The sequence below is a fragment of the Mycobacterium bourgelatii genome (genome assembly GCF_010723575.1).
In the GTDB taxonomy this organism is placed as follows: domain Bacteria; phylum Actinomycetota; class Actinomycetes; order Mycobacteriales; family Mycobacteriaceae; genus Mycobacterium; species Mycobacterium bourgelatii.
Genome location: NZ_BLKZ01000001.1, coordinates 1,224,505 through 1,238,244, shown reverse-complemented (window position 1 = coordinate 1,238,244; position 13,740 = coordinate 1,224,505). Strand labels below are relative to the sequence as shown.

Annotated in this window: 17 protein-coding genes; 16 read left to right on the top strand and 1 reads right to left on the bottom strand. The window is 66.2% G+C overall.

The window, feature by feature from the left end; all coding sequences use genetic code 11:
- Window positions 1-16 precede the first annotated feature (16 nt).
- Genes G6N68_RS05595 through G6N68_RS05535 form a run of 13 tightly spaced genes read left to right on the top strand, consistent with a single transcriptional unit; the run spans window position 17 to window position 10,456 of the window.
- A complete protein-coding gene (locus tag G6N68_RS05595) occupies window positions 17-1,120 on the top strand; it encodes a homogentisate 1,2-dioxygenase (RefSeq protein WP_163708933.1) in 1,104 nt (367 codons plus the stop codon).
- Between the two features lie 17 nt (window positions 1,121-1,137).
- The gene (locus G6N68_RS05590) at window positions 1,138-2,325 is read left to right on the top strand and encodes an alpha/beta hydrolase (protein WP_163708929.1); all 1,188 of its coding nucleotides are present in this window, start codon (window positions 1,138-1,140) and stop codon (window positions 2,323-2,325) included.
- Entirely contained in the window at window positions 2,322-3,527 is a 1,206-nt protein-coding gene (locus tag G6N68_RS05585; RefSeq protein ID WP_163708927.1) for a CaiB/BaiF CoA transferase family protein, read from the top strand. The genes G6N68_RS05590 and G6N68_RS05585 overlap by 4 nt, the downstream gene beginning before the upstream one ends.
- 1 nt (window position 3,528) lies before the next feature.
- Entirely contained in the window at window positions 3,529-4,422 is an 894-nt protein-coding gene (locus tag G6N68_RS05580; protein WP_163708923.1) for a hydroxymethylglutaryl-CoA lyase, read from the top strand.
- On the top strand, window positions 4,422-5,051 hold the full coding sequence (locus G6N68_RS05575; RefSeq protein WP_163708920.1) for a TetR/AcrR family transcriptional regulator: 630 nt from the start codon (window positions 4,422-4,424) through the stop codon (window positions 5,049-5,051). Before G6N68_RS05580 ends, G6N68_RS05575 begins: the two co-directional genes overlap by 1 nt.
- An 8-nt stretch (window positions 5,052-5,059) precedes the next feature.
- Window positions 5,060-6,070 (top strand): phosphotransferase family protein, encoded by a 1,011-nt coding sequence (locus G6N68_RS05570; RefSeq protein ID WP_163708916.1) that lies wholly within the window; start codon window positions 5,060-5,062, stop codon window positions 6,068-6,070.
- Entirely contained in the window at window positions 6,067-6,426 is a 360-nt protein-coding gene (locus G6N68_RS05565; protein ID WP_163708912.1) for a DUF6285 domain-containing protein, read from the top strand. The genes G6N68_RS05570 and G6N68_RS05565 overlap by 4 nt, the downstream gene beginning before the upstream one ends.
- Before the next feature lie 28 nt (window positions 6,427-6,454).
- Window positions 6,455-7,693 carry an acyl-CoA dehydrogenase family protein gene (locus G6N68_RS05560; protein ID WP_163708911.1) on the top strand — a complete coding sequence of 413 codons (1,239 nt, stop codon included), beginning with the start codon at window positions 6,455-6,457 and terminating at the stop codon, window positions 7,691-7,693.
- A 50-nt stretch (window positions 7,694-7,743) separates the two neighbouring features.
- On the top strand, window positions 7,744-8,667 hold the full coding sequence (locus G6N68_RS05555) for a phosphotransferase family protein (protein WP_163718218.1): 924 nt from the start codon (window positions 7,744-7,746) through the stop codon (window positions 8,665-8,667).
- Window positions 8,664-9,005, top strand: a complete 342-nt coding sequence (locus tag G6N68_RS05550) for a DUF6285 domain-containing protein (protein WP_163708908.1) — start codon at window positions 8,664-8,666, stop codon at window positions 9,003-9,005. Before G6N68_RS05555 ends, G6N68_RS05550 begins: the two co-directional genes overlap by 4 nt.
- Window positions 9,006-9,016: 11 nt before the next feature.
- Complete coding sequence (locus G6N68_RS05545) at window positions 9,017-9,454, top strand: nuclear transport factor 2 family protein (RefSeq protein WP_163708905.1); 438 nt, start codon at window positions 9,017-9,019, stop codon at window positions 9,452-9,454.
- Between the two features lie 52 nt (window positions 9,455-9,506).
- A complete protein-coding gene (locus G6N68_RS05540; RefSeq protein ID WP_163708902.1) occupies window positions 9,507-10,043 on the top strand; it encodes a YceI family protein in 537 nt (178 codons plus the stop codon).
- Window positions 10,044-10,054: 11 nt separating this feature from the next.
- Window positions 10,055-10,456 (top strand): Rv3143 family two-component system response regulator, encoded by a 402-nt coding sequence (locus tag G6N68_RS05535; RefSeq protein ID WP_163708900.1) that lies wholly within the window; start codon window positions 10,055-10,057, stop codon window positions 10,454-10,456.
- On the opposite strand, the gene G6N68_RS31970 is transcribed toward G6N68_RS05535, so the two are convergent.
- On the bottom strand, window positions 10,453-11,757 hold the full coding sequence (locus G6N68_RS31970) for a PPE family protein (protein WP_163708897.1): 1,305 nt from the start codon (window positions 11,755-11,757) through the stop codon (window positions 10,453-10,455). The genes G6N68_RS05535 and G6N68_RS31970 overlap by 4 nt on opposite strands.
- Window positions 11,758-12,051: 294 nt before the next feature.
- On the opposite strand from G6N68_RS31970, the gene G6N68_RS05525 reads away from it, so the two are divergent.
- The 3 genes from G6N68_RS05525 to G6N68_RS05515 are packed head-to-tail and all read left to right on the top strand — an operon-like array spanning window position 12,052 to window position 13,739.
- A complete protein-coding gene (locus G6N68_RS05525) occupies window positions 12,052-12,435 on the top strand; it encodes an NADH-quinone oxidoreductase subunit A (protein ID WP_163708894.1) in 384 nt (127 codons plus the stop codon).
- Window positions 12,436-12,444: 9 nt separating this feature from the next.
- Window positions 12,445-12,999 carry a NuoB/complex I 20 kDa subunit family protein gene (locus tag G6N68_RS05520; protein ID WP_069419171.1) on the top strand — a complete coding sequence of 185 codons (555 nt, stop codon included), beginning with the start codon at window positions 12,445-12,447 and terminating at the stop codon, window positions 12,997-12,999.
- Window positions 12,996-13,739, top strand: coding sequence for an NADH-quinone oxidoreductase subunit C (locus G6N68_RS05515; protein ID WP_163708891.1), 744 nt, complete (start codon window positions 12,996-12,998; stop codon window positions 13,737-13,739). The genes G6N68_RS05520 and G6N68_RS05515 overlap by 4 nt, the downstream gene beginning before the upstream one ends.
- The last annotated feature ends 1 nt before the right edge of the window (window position 13,740 follow it).

The window sequence follows — 13,740 nt, the reverse complement described above, 5'->3', positions numbered from 1 at the left end:
CCCCCGGGAGCCAGCCATGGAATCGTTCATCCACCTGCGAAAAGGCAAGACGCCGCGGCGCGTCCACGCCGACCTCGACGGACTCAAGGACGACGAACTCGGCCGCGGCGGATTCACCGGCCGCACGGCCAACATGTACCGCCGCCACGACCCCACCGCCTTCCGGTCGGTCGGCCCGCTGCGGCCCACCGACGTGCTGGCCGACCAACTCAAGCCCAGCGACGCCACCGACGCCAACGGCGGGCCGCTGCTGATGTTCAGCAACCCCGACTGCCGCATTCTGCTGAGTCGGCGGCAGGAGGAAATGCCGTTTTACACCCGCTACGTCGACGGCGATCTGCTCTGCTTCGTCCACCAGGGCAGCGGCCTGCTCGAGACCGAGTTCGGCCCGCTGAGCTACCGGCAGGGCGACTGGGTCTACATCCCCAAGGCGTGCACCTGGCGCCAGATACCCGATGGCGAGACGACCCTGCTGATGATCGAGGCGACCGACGAGTTCCGCGTCCCTCCCCCGGGCACCCTGGGCCGCCACTTCCCGTTCGATCCGGCACAGGCGACCATCCCCGACCCGGAACCGATCGAGGACGACGGCCGCGACCAGTACGAGGTCCGGCTCATGCACCGGGAGATCGAGGATAGCGATTCGACAACGCTGTACTACCAACACAATCCGATCGACGTCGAAGGTTGGCGCGGCGACAACTTCGCCTTCACGTTCAACATCGCCGACTACACCGTCGTCACCTCAGACAGCGTGCACCTGCCGCCGACGGTGCACCTGTTCATGCAGGCCACGGGCGTCTACGTGATGAACTTCCTACCTAAGCCGGCCGAAACCGTTCCCGGCACCGAGCGCACACCGTGGTATCACCGCAACGTCGACTACGACGAGATCGCGTTCTTCCACGGCGGCTCGCTGTATGGGATCCCGATGCCGCCGGGCCTGATCTCGCATGCGCCGCAAGGGGTTCACCACGGAGCCCCGGAGAAGGCGCGAGAACGAGCGCGTCGCAAGTTCGACGAATACTCCAGCGTCGACTGGCAGGTGATCGCCATCGACACCCGCCGGCGCCTGACACCCTCGGCCGAAATTCTGGCCAACGATCTCGGACAACACTGAGGTAGGACAACATCGAAATGACTCAAGCCGTCAAGTACGACTACGAACGCATCCCGTATCTGGTTGCCTTCCAAAATAATTCCGGTGTCCGCGACGTCTACGGCGGGCTGGCCGAGATCACCGTCCTGGAAAGCTTCCTGCTCAAGCCCAAGGACAAGCCGTCAGACACCGTGCTGGTGTTCATGCACCCCATCGGCGGGGGCGCCTACCTGCCGATGATCAATGCGCTGGCCCGCGCCGGCCACCACGTCATCTACTGCAACAGCCGGTTCCGCGGGACGGATTCGGCATTGATGATGGAAAAGGTCGTCGAGGACCTCGGCGAGTGCATCAAGGACGCCAAGAACCGGCTGGGCTATCAAAAGGTGGTGCTGGCCGGCTGGAGCGGCGGCGGTTCGCTGTCGGTGTTCTATCAGCAGCAGGCGCAAAAGCCCACCATCACGGCCAGCCCGTCCGGCGACGGCCCCGACCTGACCCAGCTGGACCTGATTCCGGCCGACGGCATCATGCTGCTCGCCGCCCACATCAGCCGGCACGGCACCCTGACCGAGTGGCTGGACGCCTCGATACTCGACGAATCCGACCCCACCAAGCGCGATCCCGAACTGGATCTTTACAACCCGGACAACCCCAACCAGCCGCCGTACAGCGAGGAGTTCCTGCAGCGGTATCGCCAGGCGCAGATCGACCGCAATCGCCGCATCACCGCCTGGGTCAGGGACAAGCTGGCCGAGTTGCGCGCCGCCGGCCGCCCCGACGAGGAGTTCTGCTTCGTCGTGCACGGCACCATGGCCGACCCGCGCTGGCTGGACCCGACCGTCGACCCCAACGAGCGCACCCCGGGCACCTGCTACCTGGGCGACCCGCGGGTGGTGAACATGAGCCCGGTGGGGCTGGCCCGGTTCTCGACGCTGCGCGGCTGGCTGTCGCAATGGAGCTACGACGACGCCCGGGGCGACGGTGTGGCGTGCGGCCCCGACATCGCCGTTCCCGCGCTGGTCATCGGTAACCTGGCCGACGACGCATGCACCCCCAGCCACACCCGACGCCTCTTCGAGGCGATCGGTCATCCCGACAAGGAGATGCACGAAATTTCGGGCGCCACACACTATTACGCGGGTCCTGACCAGCGCGACAAGTTGCGCGAGGCCGTCGGCATAGTGACCGACTGGCTGACTCGCCACGACTTCGTGGGGTCGGAATGACGGTTAGTGGCGCATTGGACGGCATCCGGGTGCTTGAACTGGGCACCCTGATCGCGGGCCCGTTCGCCGGACGACTGCTCGGCGACATGGGCGCCGAGGTCATCAAGGTGGAACCACCCGGCGCCCCGGATCCGCTACGAACCTGGGGTCAAGCCGAACTGGACGGCCACCACGTCTTCTGGACGGTCCATGCCCGCAACAAGAAAGCGATCACCCTCGACCTGCGCCGGCCGCGCGGTCGCGAGTTGTTTCTCGAGCTGGTGGACAAGTCCGACATCGTCGTCGAGAACTTCCGGCCGGGCACCCTCGAAAAGTGGGACTTGGGTTACGACGTGCTCAGCCAACGCAACTCGGGCATCATCCTGGTCCGGGTGTCGGGCTACGGGCAGACCGGGCCCGACGCGCGCAAGGCGGGTTACGCCTCCGTCGCCGAGGCGGCCAGTGGCTTGCGCCACCTCAACGGGTTTCCCGGTGGCCCGCCGCCGCGGCTTGCCCTGTCGCTCGGTGACAGCCTGGCCGGCATGTTCGGCGCCCAGGGCGCCCTGGCCGCCCTCTATCGCCGCAGCGTGACCGGGCACGGCCAGGTGGTCGACGTAGCCTTGACCGAATCATGCCTGGCCGTACAGGAATCCACCATCCCGGACTACGACGTGGGTGGGGTCGTGCGCGGACCGTCGGGCACCCGACTGGAAGGCATCGCGCCCTCCAACATCTACCGCAGCGCCGACGGGTCCTGGGTGGTGATCGCGGCCAACCAAGACACCGTGTTCGCGCGCCTCTGCCAGGCGATGGACCGTCCGGAACTGGCCACCGACGAGCGGTTCGCCACACACGGCGCCCGCGGACGCAATCAGGACGAACTGGACAAGATCATCGGCGCGTGGGCGGCCGAGCGACAGCCAGCCGACATCATCGAAACCCTCTCCGCCGCAGGCGTTATCGCCGGGCCGATCAACACCGTCGCCGAGGTGGTCAACGATCCGCAACTGCGGGCCCGCGGCATGCTGGTCGAACACTTCGACGAGCGCCTGCAGCGACCCGTGCTGGGACCGGGGATCGTGCCGGTGCTGTCGGAGTCCCCGGGCAGCGTCCGCAATGCCGGCCCCGCGTATCCGGGCCAGCACAACGACGACGTCTATGTCGGACTGCTCGGCAAGACACACGACGAGCTTGCCGATTTGCGTGCCGAAGAGGTGATCTGAGATGACGCACATCTCGATTCGCGAAGTGGCGCTGCGCGACGGTCTGCAGATCGAGAAGCCAATCCCGTTGGCGGCCAAGCTGGAACTGCTTGCCGCCGTGGCGGCCACGGGCGTCCGTGAGGTGGAGGCGACGGCGTTCGTCTCCCCGACGAAAGTGCCGTCGATGGCCGACGCCGCCGAACTCGCGGCCGAACTGCACAACTACCCCGACATCGATTTTTCGGCCCTGGTGGCCAGCCCGAACGGCGCCAAGCGGGCCATCGCGGCGGGGTTCCGCTCGATCGAGTACGTGGTGGCTGCCGACGACACGTTCAGCATGAAAAATGTCGGGCGCACCAGCGCCGAGGCCACCGAACAGATCGCGGATATCGTCGCGATCGCGCACGGCAGCGGTGTCGCCGTCGAGGTCATCGTCGCCACCGCGTGGGACTCCCCCTTCGAGGGACCCACCCCGCCCCAGCGAGTGCTCGATATCGCCGCCGCGGCACGAGACCAGGGTGTGGACCGCTTCTCCATCGCCGACACCATCGGCACCGCCACCCCCGGTCGGGTCAGTTCGCTTATCGCACAACTTCGTCCGGTGATCGGTGACCTCGCGTTGGGCGGACATTTCCACAACACCCGTGGCGCGGGACTGGCCAGCGCCTATGCCGCCGTCACCGCCGGCGTCACCCGGTTGGACGCCTCCGCCGGCGGGCTCGGTGGTTGCCCGTTTGCGCCAGGCGCGACCGGCAACATCGCCACCGAGGATCTGGTGTATCTGCTGACCGACAGCGGGTTCGAGGTAGATATCGACCTGGCCGCCGCGATCGCCGCCGCTGAAGTCGCGAAATCCGTTGTAGGACATGACTTACCCAGTGCCCTGTTGCGTGCGGGCGACCGGATTCGCAGCTGATGCCCGCCAGCACGCTCAGCGCCAAAGGCCGCCAAACGCGGGAGGCGATCGAACAGGCAGCGCGAAAGCTGTTTGCTGAGCGTGGCTTTCACGGAACCACCCTGGCCGACATCACCTCGGCCGCAGGAAAATCGTCGGCGGTCTTCTACCGGTACTTCACCGACAAGGAAGATCTACTGGCCGCGCTGGCGGAGTCATTTCTGCACGATGTGGTCGCACCGTCGGGGCAGAGCGTGTCGCTGCCGGAGTCGCCCAACGACGACACGTTTTTCACTACGGCGGTCACCGGTTACTGGAACATGTTCAAACAAAACATCGGCATCATGATCGCCGTCGCCCAGTTGGCCGCCACCCAGCAGCGGTTCGCTGCAGTGCAGAACGAGTTCCGGCGGTTCGGCATGGACATTGTGGCCGCCTCGGTGCGCCGGGCGCAGGAGCAGGGCTACGCGGCCGACCTCAACGCCGAACACATCGCCGCCGCGATAGCCTTGCTCTTCGAGAACTTCACGACCGTCTTCGTCGGCGCATCGGGACAGGACGGCCCGCGGGGGCTAGGGGTCACGATCAACGACGACGATGCGATCAAGACGTTGTCCACGGTCTGGAAGAAGACACTGTACGGCGGGTAAGGAGATCGTTGACCGGGGTCGAAGAGCTGGCCGACAAGTTGCGTGCAGTGATCGGTGGCACGCTGAAAGTGGACGCGGCAAGCATCACGATTGACAACCTGCGCCCACTGCGTCGCAACTACGGGGCCGCCGCCTGGGCATTCGACGCCACCAGCCCGGCGGGCCGCGGCACGCTGATCCTGCGCCTGGAACCGGTGAACCGCAGTTCGATCGAGGCCGCCCCGCAGCTGCAAGCTCATGCCCACTTCAGCGCCAAGGCGAAAGGGGTTCCGGTGCCGCGCGTCGTTGCCGCCGACGACTCCGATGCCACGCTGGGCAGTCCTTACGTGATCCTCGAAATGCCCAGGGGCGAAACGGAACACTCCGTGATTGTGCGCCGGCTCGACAGCGCCGGCCGACACGCCGGCGGCCGTGCGCAACTGCTGCGACAGTGCGCGCTCGCGCTGTCTCGCATCCATCGGATCGAGACCGCTGAACCGGAAAAGGCCCGCCAGGACCGCCTCGCGATCTACCGCGCCTCACTCGACGCCCTGGCCGACGCACCCGCCGCTTTCGAATGGGCTTATCGGTGGCTGCTCACCCACCAACCACCCCCATCGCCGGCGGTGGTGGTCAACGGCGACTTCCGAATGGGGAATCTCGCGGTCGATGGCATGCACCTGACCGCCATACTTGGGTGGCGGTATCTGCACGTCGGCGACGCATGCGAAGACCTGGCCTGGTTCTGCGACCGGGCCTGGCGCTACGGCGCCCCGCTGACCAGGGGCGCGGGCGGTCTGGGCAGCATCGACACCTTCCTGGGCGCCTACGAAGAAGCCAGCGGGACTACCGTCGACCGAGTGAGGTTTCACTGGTGGCGGGTGATGGCGGCGCTGCTGCGGGGAATCATGAACTTCTCGGAAGCCCAGATCGGACGGACGGCCCAGGTCCCCTCGATGAGGGCGGCCATCATGGGCCGCCGGATTTGCGAGACCGAATGGGACCTGCTCAACCTCATCGGCGAGGGAACGGGTAAATGAGTTCGAACGAGTCCCCGTCCCGGGACCGCACCGCCACCGAGCTGCTGGCGTTGGTCACCCAGTTCCTGGAAGAGCATGTCTTGCCGGCCGCCACCGCCAGCCCGCACAGCCACGACGAAATCGCCGCGGCCGTAGCCGCGCTGCGAATCGTCGAGCGCGAAATGCTCGGCGACCCGGCCGGGGATGCAACCTCCCGGGCTGCGCTGGCCCGCCTCGGCTTCTCCGACGAAGCCCAACTGGCGGCGGCGATTCGCAACGGTGATCTCGACGACCGCGCCGCTGACGTCACCTCCTGCTTGCGGGTACTGGCACAACAGCGGCTGGCGGTCGCCAATCCCGGATACCAGAACGAATAGAGTCCACCGCAACAGAGGAGATATCAACGTGGATTTCACCCTCCCCGAACACCTTCCGGGTCTACTCGCGGAGATGGACGACTTCATCGAGACCGAGATCAAACCGCTGGAACGGGAGAACATCCAGTACTTCGACCATCGTCGGGAGAACGCCCGCACCGACTGGGACAACGGCGGCATCCCGCGGCGGGAATGGGAAGACCTGCTCGCCGAAATGCGCAGGCGCGCCGACAAGGCGGGCTGGCTGCGTTACGGCCTGCCGTCCCGGTTCGGTGGCCGCGACGGTACCAACTTGGACATGGCGGTCATCCGGGAACACTTGGCGCACAAGGGTCTTGGATTGCACAACGATCTGCAGGACGAGTCGTCGATCGTCGGCAACTTCCCGCAGGTGATCATGATGGACCGGTTCGGCACCGAAGAGCAGAAGAAGGAGTGGACCGAGGCGCTGATCACCGGCGAGCGGTCGATGGCATTCGGGCTGACCGAACCCAAGCACGGGTCCGACGCCACGTGGCTGGAGACCACCGCGGTCAAGGATGGCGACAGCTGGATCATCAACGGCGCCAAGCGGTTCAACACCGGGGTGCACCGCGCCACCCACGACCTCGTGTTCGCCCGCACTTCGGGTGAGGCCGGGCAAGCCACGGGTATCACCGCGTTCCTGGTGCCGACCGACACCCCGGGCTTCACCGTGCCGTACTACTGGTGGACGTTCAACATGCCCACCGACCACGCCGAGGTCGAACTGAAGGACGTCCGGGTCCCCGGCGACGCGGTGCTGGGCGAGGTCGACCGCGGCCTCGAGGTGGGCCAGACGTTCTTGCACGAGAACAGGATTCGTCAGGCCGCCAGCAGCCTCGGCGCCGCGCAGCACTGCATCGACCGCGCGGTGGCCTATGCCGGCGAACGCATCGTGTTCGGTAAGCCGCTGGCGGTGAACCAGGCCGTACAGTGGCCGCTGGTCGAATTGCAGACCGAGGCGCAGATGGTGCGCCTATTGGTGTATTACGCGGCCACGCAATTGGACAACAACCACCACATGGAGGTGTCCGACAAGGTGTCGATGGCCAACTACCGGGCGAATCGTCTGGTTTGCGAAGCCGCCGACCGCGCGATGCAGGTCTGCGGCGGCGTCGGCTACAGCCGACACGAGCCGTTCGAGCACATCTATCGCCATCACCGTCGCTACCGCATCACCGAGGGTGCCGAAGAAATCCAGATTCGCCGAGTTGCCCAGCGGCTGTTCAAGTTCGGCAAGAAGTGACCCAGGGCACGACGCTCGCGGACAGCGTGTCTGCGCTGCTTACCTCGGTGATGCGCGCTGAGGTGACGGTAGCCAATCTGCGCCCCCTGACCGGTGGCGCCAGCAGGACGACATGGGCGTTCGACGCCGTCACCGAGGCGGGCAATCGACCGCTGATCCTGCGCACCGGGCCGCCCGACGACGTGCACGCGAGCATGGAACTGGAAGCGCGGGTTCAGGCGGCGGCAGCGGCGGCGGGGGCACCCGTGCCGCATGTCTTGGTCGCCGACAATTCCCCTGCGACACTGGGAAATCCGTTTTTGATCTGCGACGAGATCAAGGGTGAAACCATCGTCCGACGCATCCAGCGTCAGCTCGACGACCCGGGCCGCGAGCGGCTGCTGACGCAGTGCGCCCGCGCCCTGGCGGCCATCCACCGGGCGGCCGCCAACGACCCCGAACTGCTCCACGAGGACCCGATTACGCAGTGGCGGGAGCGACTGGACGAGATGGGCGACACCACCGCCACTTTCGAATGGACCTTCCGCTGGCTGACCGCGCACCGGCCGGCCCCGTCGCCACCGGTTCTGGTGCACGGTGACTTTCGGATGGGAAATCTCATCGTCGACGGATCAGACCTCGCCGCCGTGCTGGATTGGGAGCTGGTGCACGTCGGCGACGCATACGAGGACTTGGCCTGGTTCTGCGTGCGTGCCTGGCGATTCGGCGCACCCCCCAGTCACGGGGCCGGCGGTCTGGGCAGCATCGAAAGCTTTCTGCGCGCCTACGAGGACGCCAGCGGTACGGCAATAGACCGCAAGGCGTTTCGGTGGTGGCTGGTGCTGGCCACCCTGCGCTGGGGAATCATCTGCCGGTACCAGGCGGAACGCCACTTGAGCGGGCAGACTCGCTCGGTGGAGTTGGCGACGATCGGTCGCCGGGTGTGTGAGAACGAGTGGGATCTGATCCAGCTACTCAAGGAGGACCGGGCATGACTCATGGCCGTCCGACCGCGGCGGAACTGGTAGCCGCCGTCGCCGAGTTCCTGGAAGGCGAGATCCGGGAGGCGACCGGCGGCCAGGTCAACTTCCACGCCAGGGTGGCCGCCAACGCCTTGCGCATCGTGGAGCGCGAACTGCTCGGCCCCGCCGACGCCGAAGCCTCCGAGGTCCGGTCGTCGCTCGCTGAGCTCGGCTTCGCCGACGAGGCCAGCCTGGCCGCCGCGATCCGGTCCGGCCAACTCGACGGGCGCGACGAGGCCGTCCTGAACTGTTTGAGCGCCTTGGTACGACATCGGTTGGCGGCCGCCCACCCCGGTTACGACAGCGAATAGGAGTGACTCGCATGCCCACTGGCGACGACGCGAGCAAGGCCCAAATCCTCGACGTGGCCGACAGGCTGTTCGCCGCGATCGAGAACACCGACATCGCGACGGTCGAACGGATGTGGAGCGACGACATCTTGGTGTGGCGGCCCGGCGCCCGTCGCGACGATGACAAGCCGCGCGCGCTGCGGGTGATCGAGTGGTTCATCTCGGTCACCACCGAGCGCCGCTACGAAATTCTGGACCGCCAGGTCTTCGACAATGGCTCCGGTGGCTCCGGTGGCTCCGATGGCGCCGCCCGGGGTTTCGTCCAGCAACACGTGCTGCATGCGACCGGTACCGCAGGCCAGACGATCGCCCTGCGGGTTTGCATCGTGATCAAGCTGGACATAAATGGTTTTATCAACCGTATCGACGAATACTTCGACCCCGCCGACATCGCGGTGTTACTGGCCTGACCTCCCACGGCCTCCAACAACGAGCTCCAACGGATAGACAGCGAGGCAGACGATGACGACGCTGGAAACGCTGCTCAGCGATCCTGACACGACCGGTGGATGGAATCTCGTCGCAGACCGCTCGGTCGTCGGCTTCAAGGTCAAGAACATGTGGGGCCTCATCCCCGTCAAGGGCGAGTTCCACGAGCTCAGCGGGCGCGGCGAGCTGTCCAGCGATGGAGCGGTCACCGGTCACCTGGAGATCGAGGTCGCGTCGCTGCGCACCGGCATCAAGGCCCGGGACAAGCACCTGCTCTCGGCCGATTTCTTCGACGCGGACCGCTATCCGCAGATCCGCGTCGTGGTCAGCGCGCTGCAGCCGACCCAAGGCAAGGGCGCTGACCTGAAGGCAACCTTCACCATCAAAGGCGTAACCGATCCGGTGCCGCTGCCGGTCACGATCACCGAACTCAGCGACGGGTCGGTGCGGGTCTGCGGGGAAGCCCAAATCGATCGGATTCAGTTCGGCGTGGACTGGAACAGGCTCGGCATGATCGCCCCGACCGTGACGACAACGGCCGAACTGATCTTCGTACAGGCCGCGCAGTAGCATCTTTCACCGTGCCCGACTCCACTGAAAAATTGCGGATCCTGGTCTACAGCGACAACGTCCACACCCGTGAGCAGGTGATACAGGCATTGGGCAAGCGCCTGCACCCGGATCTACCCGAATTTAGCTACGTCGAGGTAGCGACCGGGCCCATGGTCATCCGGCAGATGGATGAGGGGGGCATCGATCTGGCCATCCTCGACGGTGAGGCCACGCCCACCGGAGGCATGGGGATCGCCAAGCAGCTCAAGGACGAATTGACGACGTGTCCGCCCATCCTGGTGCTCACCGGTCGCCCGGACGATGCCTGGCTGGCCAGTTGGTCACGAGCCGAGGCTGCGGTGCCCCATCCGATCGACCCGATCGTGCTGGGCAGGACCGTGCTGGGTCTGCTGCGGACGCCGACGCACTAGCCGCCGCGTATTTGCAGCTGCTGCTCCTCTTCTTCCTCGACCTGGGGGCGGAATTCCTTCGGCTCCGGCCGGAGCGTAGGCACCTTCTCTCCCGTCTCGGAAGACTCCTCGTCCTTGGCCTTCGCCCCGACTCGTAATCCCGCCTCCGGAATTCCAGAAACCCGGGTGCGGGTTGCCTGCGTGGTCGCCGCTCCCGGCGCCGCCTTGGCTGCGGCTTCCGGGTCCGCGGTAGCCAGCACGCTCATTGCCGGAACCTCTGGGGCGACTTCCACGCCTTCTTCGGCAGCCTCGGCTTCCAACGCGGCTTCTTCCGCTGCTGCGGCTTCTGCAGCCCGCTTGGCCTCGGCTTCTTCCTCTTCTTTGGACTTGGGGCCCTTGACCGGACCGGCATTGATGACGCCCGACTGGCCGCCGCTGTTAGCGGCCATGCCGGCCATCATCATCGGGCCGGCCATCATCGCCGGACTCATCATCATGCCGGGGTTAGCCGCGGTCATGCCGCCGCTGGCCGCCGCCGTGTAGCCGCCCGCACTCACGGCCCCAGCCGAAGGATCACCTTGCGTGAACCCGGCGCCGGTATTCGCCCCGAGCAGGTCCTGCGCGCCGCCGGCTACGGGCCCACCGCCGCCGGCAGCGACACCGCCGCCACCACTGGCGACGGCCTGCTCGCCACCGCCACCCCCACCGGCGCCCGCGACACCGGTGCCTGCGGCACCTGCGGCCAGTGCCCCGCCCCCGGTCTCGGCACCGGCGCCGTTGGCGCCGCCCAACCCGGGAAGGCCCTTCAGCACGCTGCTCCACGGCACGACCTGCGCCGCCACCGACGACACGCCGGAGTAGTAGCCGGACATGGCGGCCACGTCCGCGGCCCACATCTCCTCATAGAGGCTCTCGGCGAAGGCTATGGCCGGTGCGTTCTGGCCGAAGAGGTTCGTCATCACCAGCTGCACGAAGGCGTCGCGGTTGGCCGCGACTGCCTGCGGGAGCACGGTTGCGGCCTTGGCCGCCTCGAACATGCTGGCCACCGCCCGCGCCTGCGCCGATGCACCGGCCGACTGCGTCGCCGCCGCCGCCAGCCACCCCGCATACGGAGCCGCCGCGGCGGCCATCGCCTGCGCTGCCGGGCCCTGCCACGCCTGACCAGCCAAACCGGCGGTCACCGACTGAAACGATTGCGCCGCGGCAGCCAACTCGTCGGCTAGGCCCTCCCAGGCCGCGGCCGCAGCCAACATCGGCCCGGAACCGGCGCCCAAAAACATGCGCAACGAGTTGATTTCCGGCGGCAGCGTGAAAAAGCTCACAGCTCCATTCCTCCCAGCTGACTAACCGGTGAATTCAGAGCGTAACAACATAGCTCCGCGAATTCGCTGGTTTGGTCACATCATATAGCCAAGCTGCGGATACGTGGTCCCTCTCGGACGCGCAACCTGGGAATCGACGCGTGTCCAGTTGGTTGACCCCCAACATGTGCGCTGTGTGACGCACGACTATGTTGATGCATATTGTGACGGCCCACACGAACCGGTCCTTCACAGCAGCCCCGCTACCGCCCGGCCGCCGCGCTGGCGGCCCCATACGACGGATCTTGGAGCGACTTGAACGTCTACGTACCCATTCTGGTCCTCGCCGCGCTTGCCGCCGTCTTCGCCGTGGGCTCGGTGGTACTCGCGAGCATCGTCGGCCCGTCCCGCTACAACCGGTCCAAACAGGCCGCGTACGAGTGCGGCATCGAGCCGACCGACATGACATCCCGTTCGCCCGCTGGGCAGACGGCGACCGGCCAGCGGTTTCCGATCAAGTACTACCTGACGGCGATGTTGTTCATCGTTTTCGACATCGAGATCGTGTTCCTCTACCCGTGGGCGGTCACCTTTGACTACCTGGGCAAGTTCGCGCTGGTCGAAATGGTCATTTTCATGCTCACGGTGTTCGTGGCGTACGCCTATGTGTGGCGCCGCGGAGGCCTGACCTGGGATTGAGGTAGGGACGTGGGTCTCGAAGAACAATTACCCGGCGGGATACTGCTGTCGACCGTCGAAAAGGTGGCGGGCTACGTCCGCAAGAACTCCCTGTGGCCGGCCACCTTCGGGTTGGCCTGCTGCGCCATCGAGATGATGGCGACGGCCGGCCCGAGGTTTGACATCGCACGGTTCGGCATGGAGCGGTTCTCGGCGACGCCGCGGCAGGCGGACCTGATGATCGTCGCCGGACGGGTCAGCCAGAAGATGGCCCCGGTGCTGCGCCAGGTTTACGACCAGATGGCCGAGCCGAAGTGGGTTCTGGCGATGGGCGTCTGCGCCTCGTCGGGCGGGATGTTCAACAACTACGCGATCGTGCAGGGCGTCGACCACGTCGTGCCGGTGGACATCTACTTGCCCGGCTGTCCGCCCCGGCCGGAAATGCTGTTGCACGCAATCCTGAAGTTGCACGAGAAGATTCAGGAGATGCCGCTGGGCGTCAACCGGGAGCGTGCCATCGCCGAAGCCGAAGAGGCAGCGTTGTCGGCCCGGCCCACCATCGAGATGCGCGGGTTGCTGCGATGAGCTCACCGGATCACGACCCGCAGGGAGCGACGCTTACTCCGACGGGAACGGATGTTCCGTCCGGCGGAGAAACCGCCAATGAAGAGGTGATCAATGTCCGCCGCGGCATGTTCGGCGTGCAGGGGACCGGCGACACCTCCGGATATGGGCGCCTGGTCCGCAAAGTCACCCTCCCCGGGGGTACGCCGCGGCCGTACGGCAGTTACTTCGACGAGGTCGTCGACCGGTTGGAAGAGGCGCTGCAGCGCGACGGGCTCGAATTCGACGAGACGATAGAGAAGGTCGTCGTCTACCGCGACGAGTTGACCCTGCACGTCACCCGGGACCGATTGCCGCAGGTGGCCCAGCGACTGCGGGATGAACCCGAACTGCGTTTCGAACTTTGCCTGGGTGTGAACGGGGTGCACTACCCCAACGAGACAGGCCGGGAATTGCACGCGGTCTACCCGTTGAGGTCGATAACCCACTCCCGCCGACTGCGGCTGGAAGTGTCTGCGCCAGACAGTGATCCGCACATCCCGTCGCTCTTCGCCATTTATCCGACCAACGACTGGCACGAGCGCGAGACGTACGACTTCTTCGGAATCATCTTCGACGGCCATCCGTCGTTGACCCGCATCGAGATGCCGGACGACTGGCACGGACACCCGCAACGCAAGGACTACCCGCTCGGCGGCATCCCGGTCGAATACAAGGGCGCCAAGATACCTCCGCCCGACGAGCGCAGGGGCTACAACTAAT

Excerpts from the sequence above, each read along its gene's own strand:
- G6N68_RS05565 (WP_163708912.1), top strand. The coding sequence starts at position 6,067 with ATGAGTTCGAACGAGTCCCCGTCCCGGGACCGCACCGCCACCGAGCTG.
- G6N68_RS05555 (WP_163718218.1), top strand. The coding sequence starts at position 7,744 with ATGCGCGCTGAGGTGACGGTAGCCAATCTGCGCCCCCTGACCGGTGGC.
- G6N68_RS05585 (WP_163708927.1), top strand. The coding sequence starts at position 2,322 with ATGACGGTTAGTGGCGCATTGGACGGCATCCGGGTGCTTGAACTGGGC.
- G6N68_RS05540 (WP_163708902.1), top strand. The coding sequence starts at position 9,507 with ATGACGACGCTGGAAACGCTGCTCAGCGATCCTGACACGACCGGTGGA.
- G6N68_RS05550 (WP_163708908.1), top strand. The coding sequence starts at position 8,664 with ATGACTCATGGCCGTCCGACCGCGGCGGAACTGGTAGCCGCCGTCGCC.
- G6N68_RS05590 (WP_163708929.1), top strand. The coding sequence starts at position 1,138 with ATGACTCAAGCCGTCAAGTACGACTACGAACGCATCCCGTATCTGGTT.
- G6N68_RS05575 (WP_163708920.1), top strand. The coding sequence starts at position 4,422 with ATGCCCGCCAGCACGCTCAGCGCCAAAGGCCGCCAAACGCGGGAGGCG.
- G6N68_RS05580 (WP_163708923.1), top strand. The coding sequence starts at position 3,529 with ATGACGCACATCTCGATTCGCGAAGTGGCGCTGCGCGACGGTCTGCAG.
- G6N68_RS05515 (WP_163708891.1), top strand. The coding sequence starts at position 12,996 with ATGAGCTCACCGGATCACGACCCGCAGGGAGCGACGCTTACTCCGACG.
- G6N68_RS05595 (WP_163708933.1), top strand. The coding sequence starts at position 17 with ATGGAATCGTTCATCCACCTGCGAAAAGGCAAGACGCCGCGGCGCGTC.
- G6N68_RS05545 (WP_163708905.1), top strand. The coding sequence starts at position 9,017 with ATGCCCACTGGCGACGACGCGAGCAAGGCCCAAATCCTCGACGTGGCC.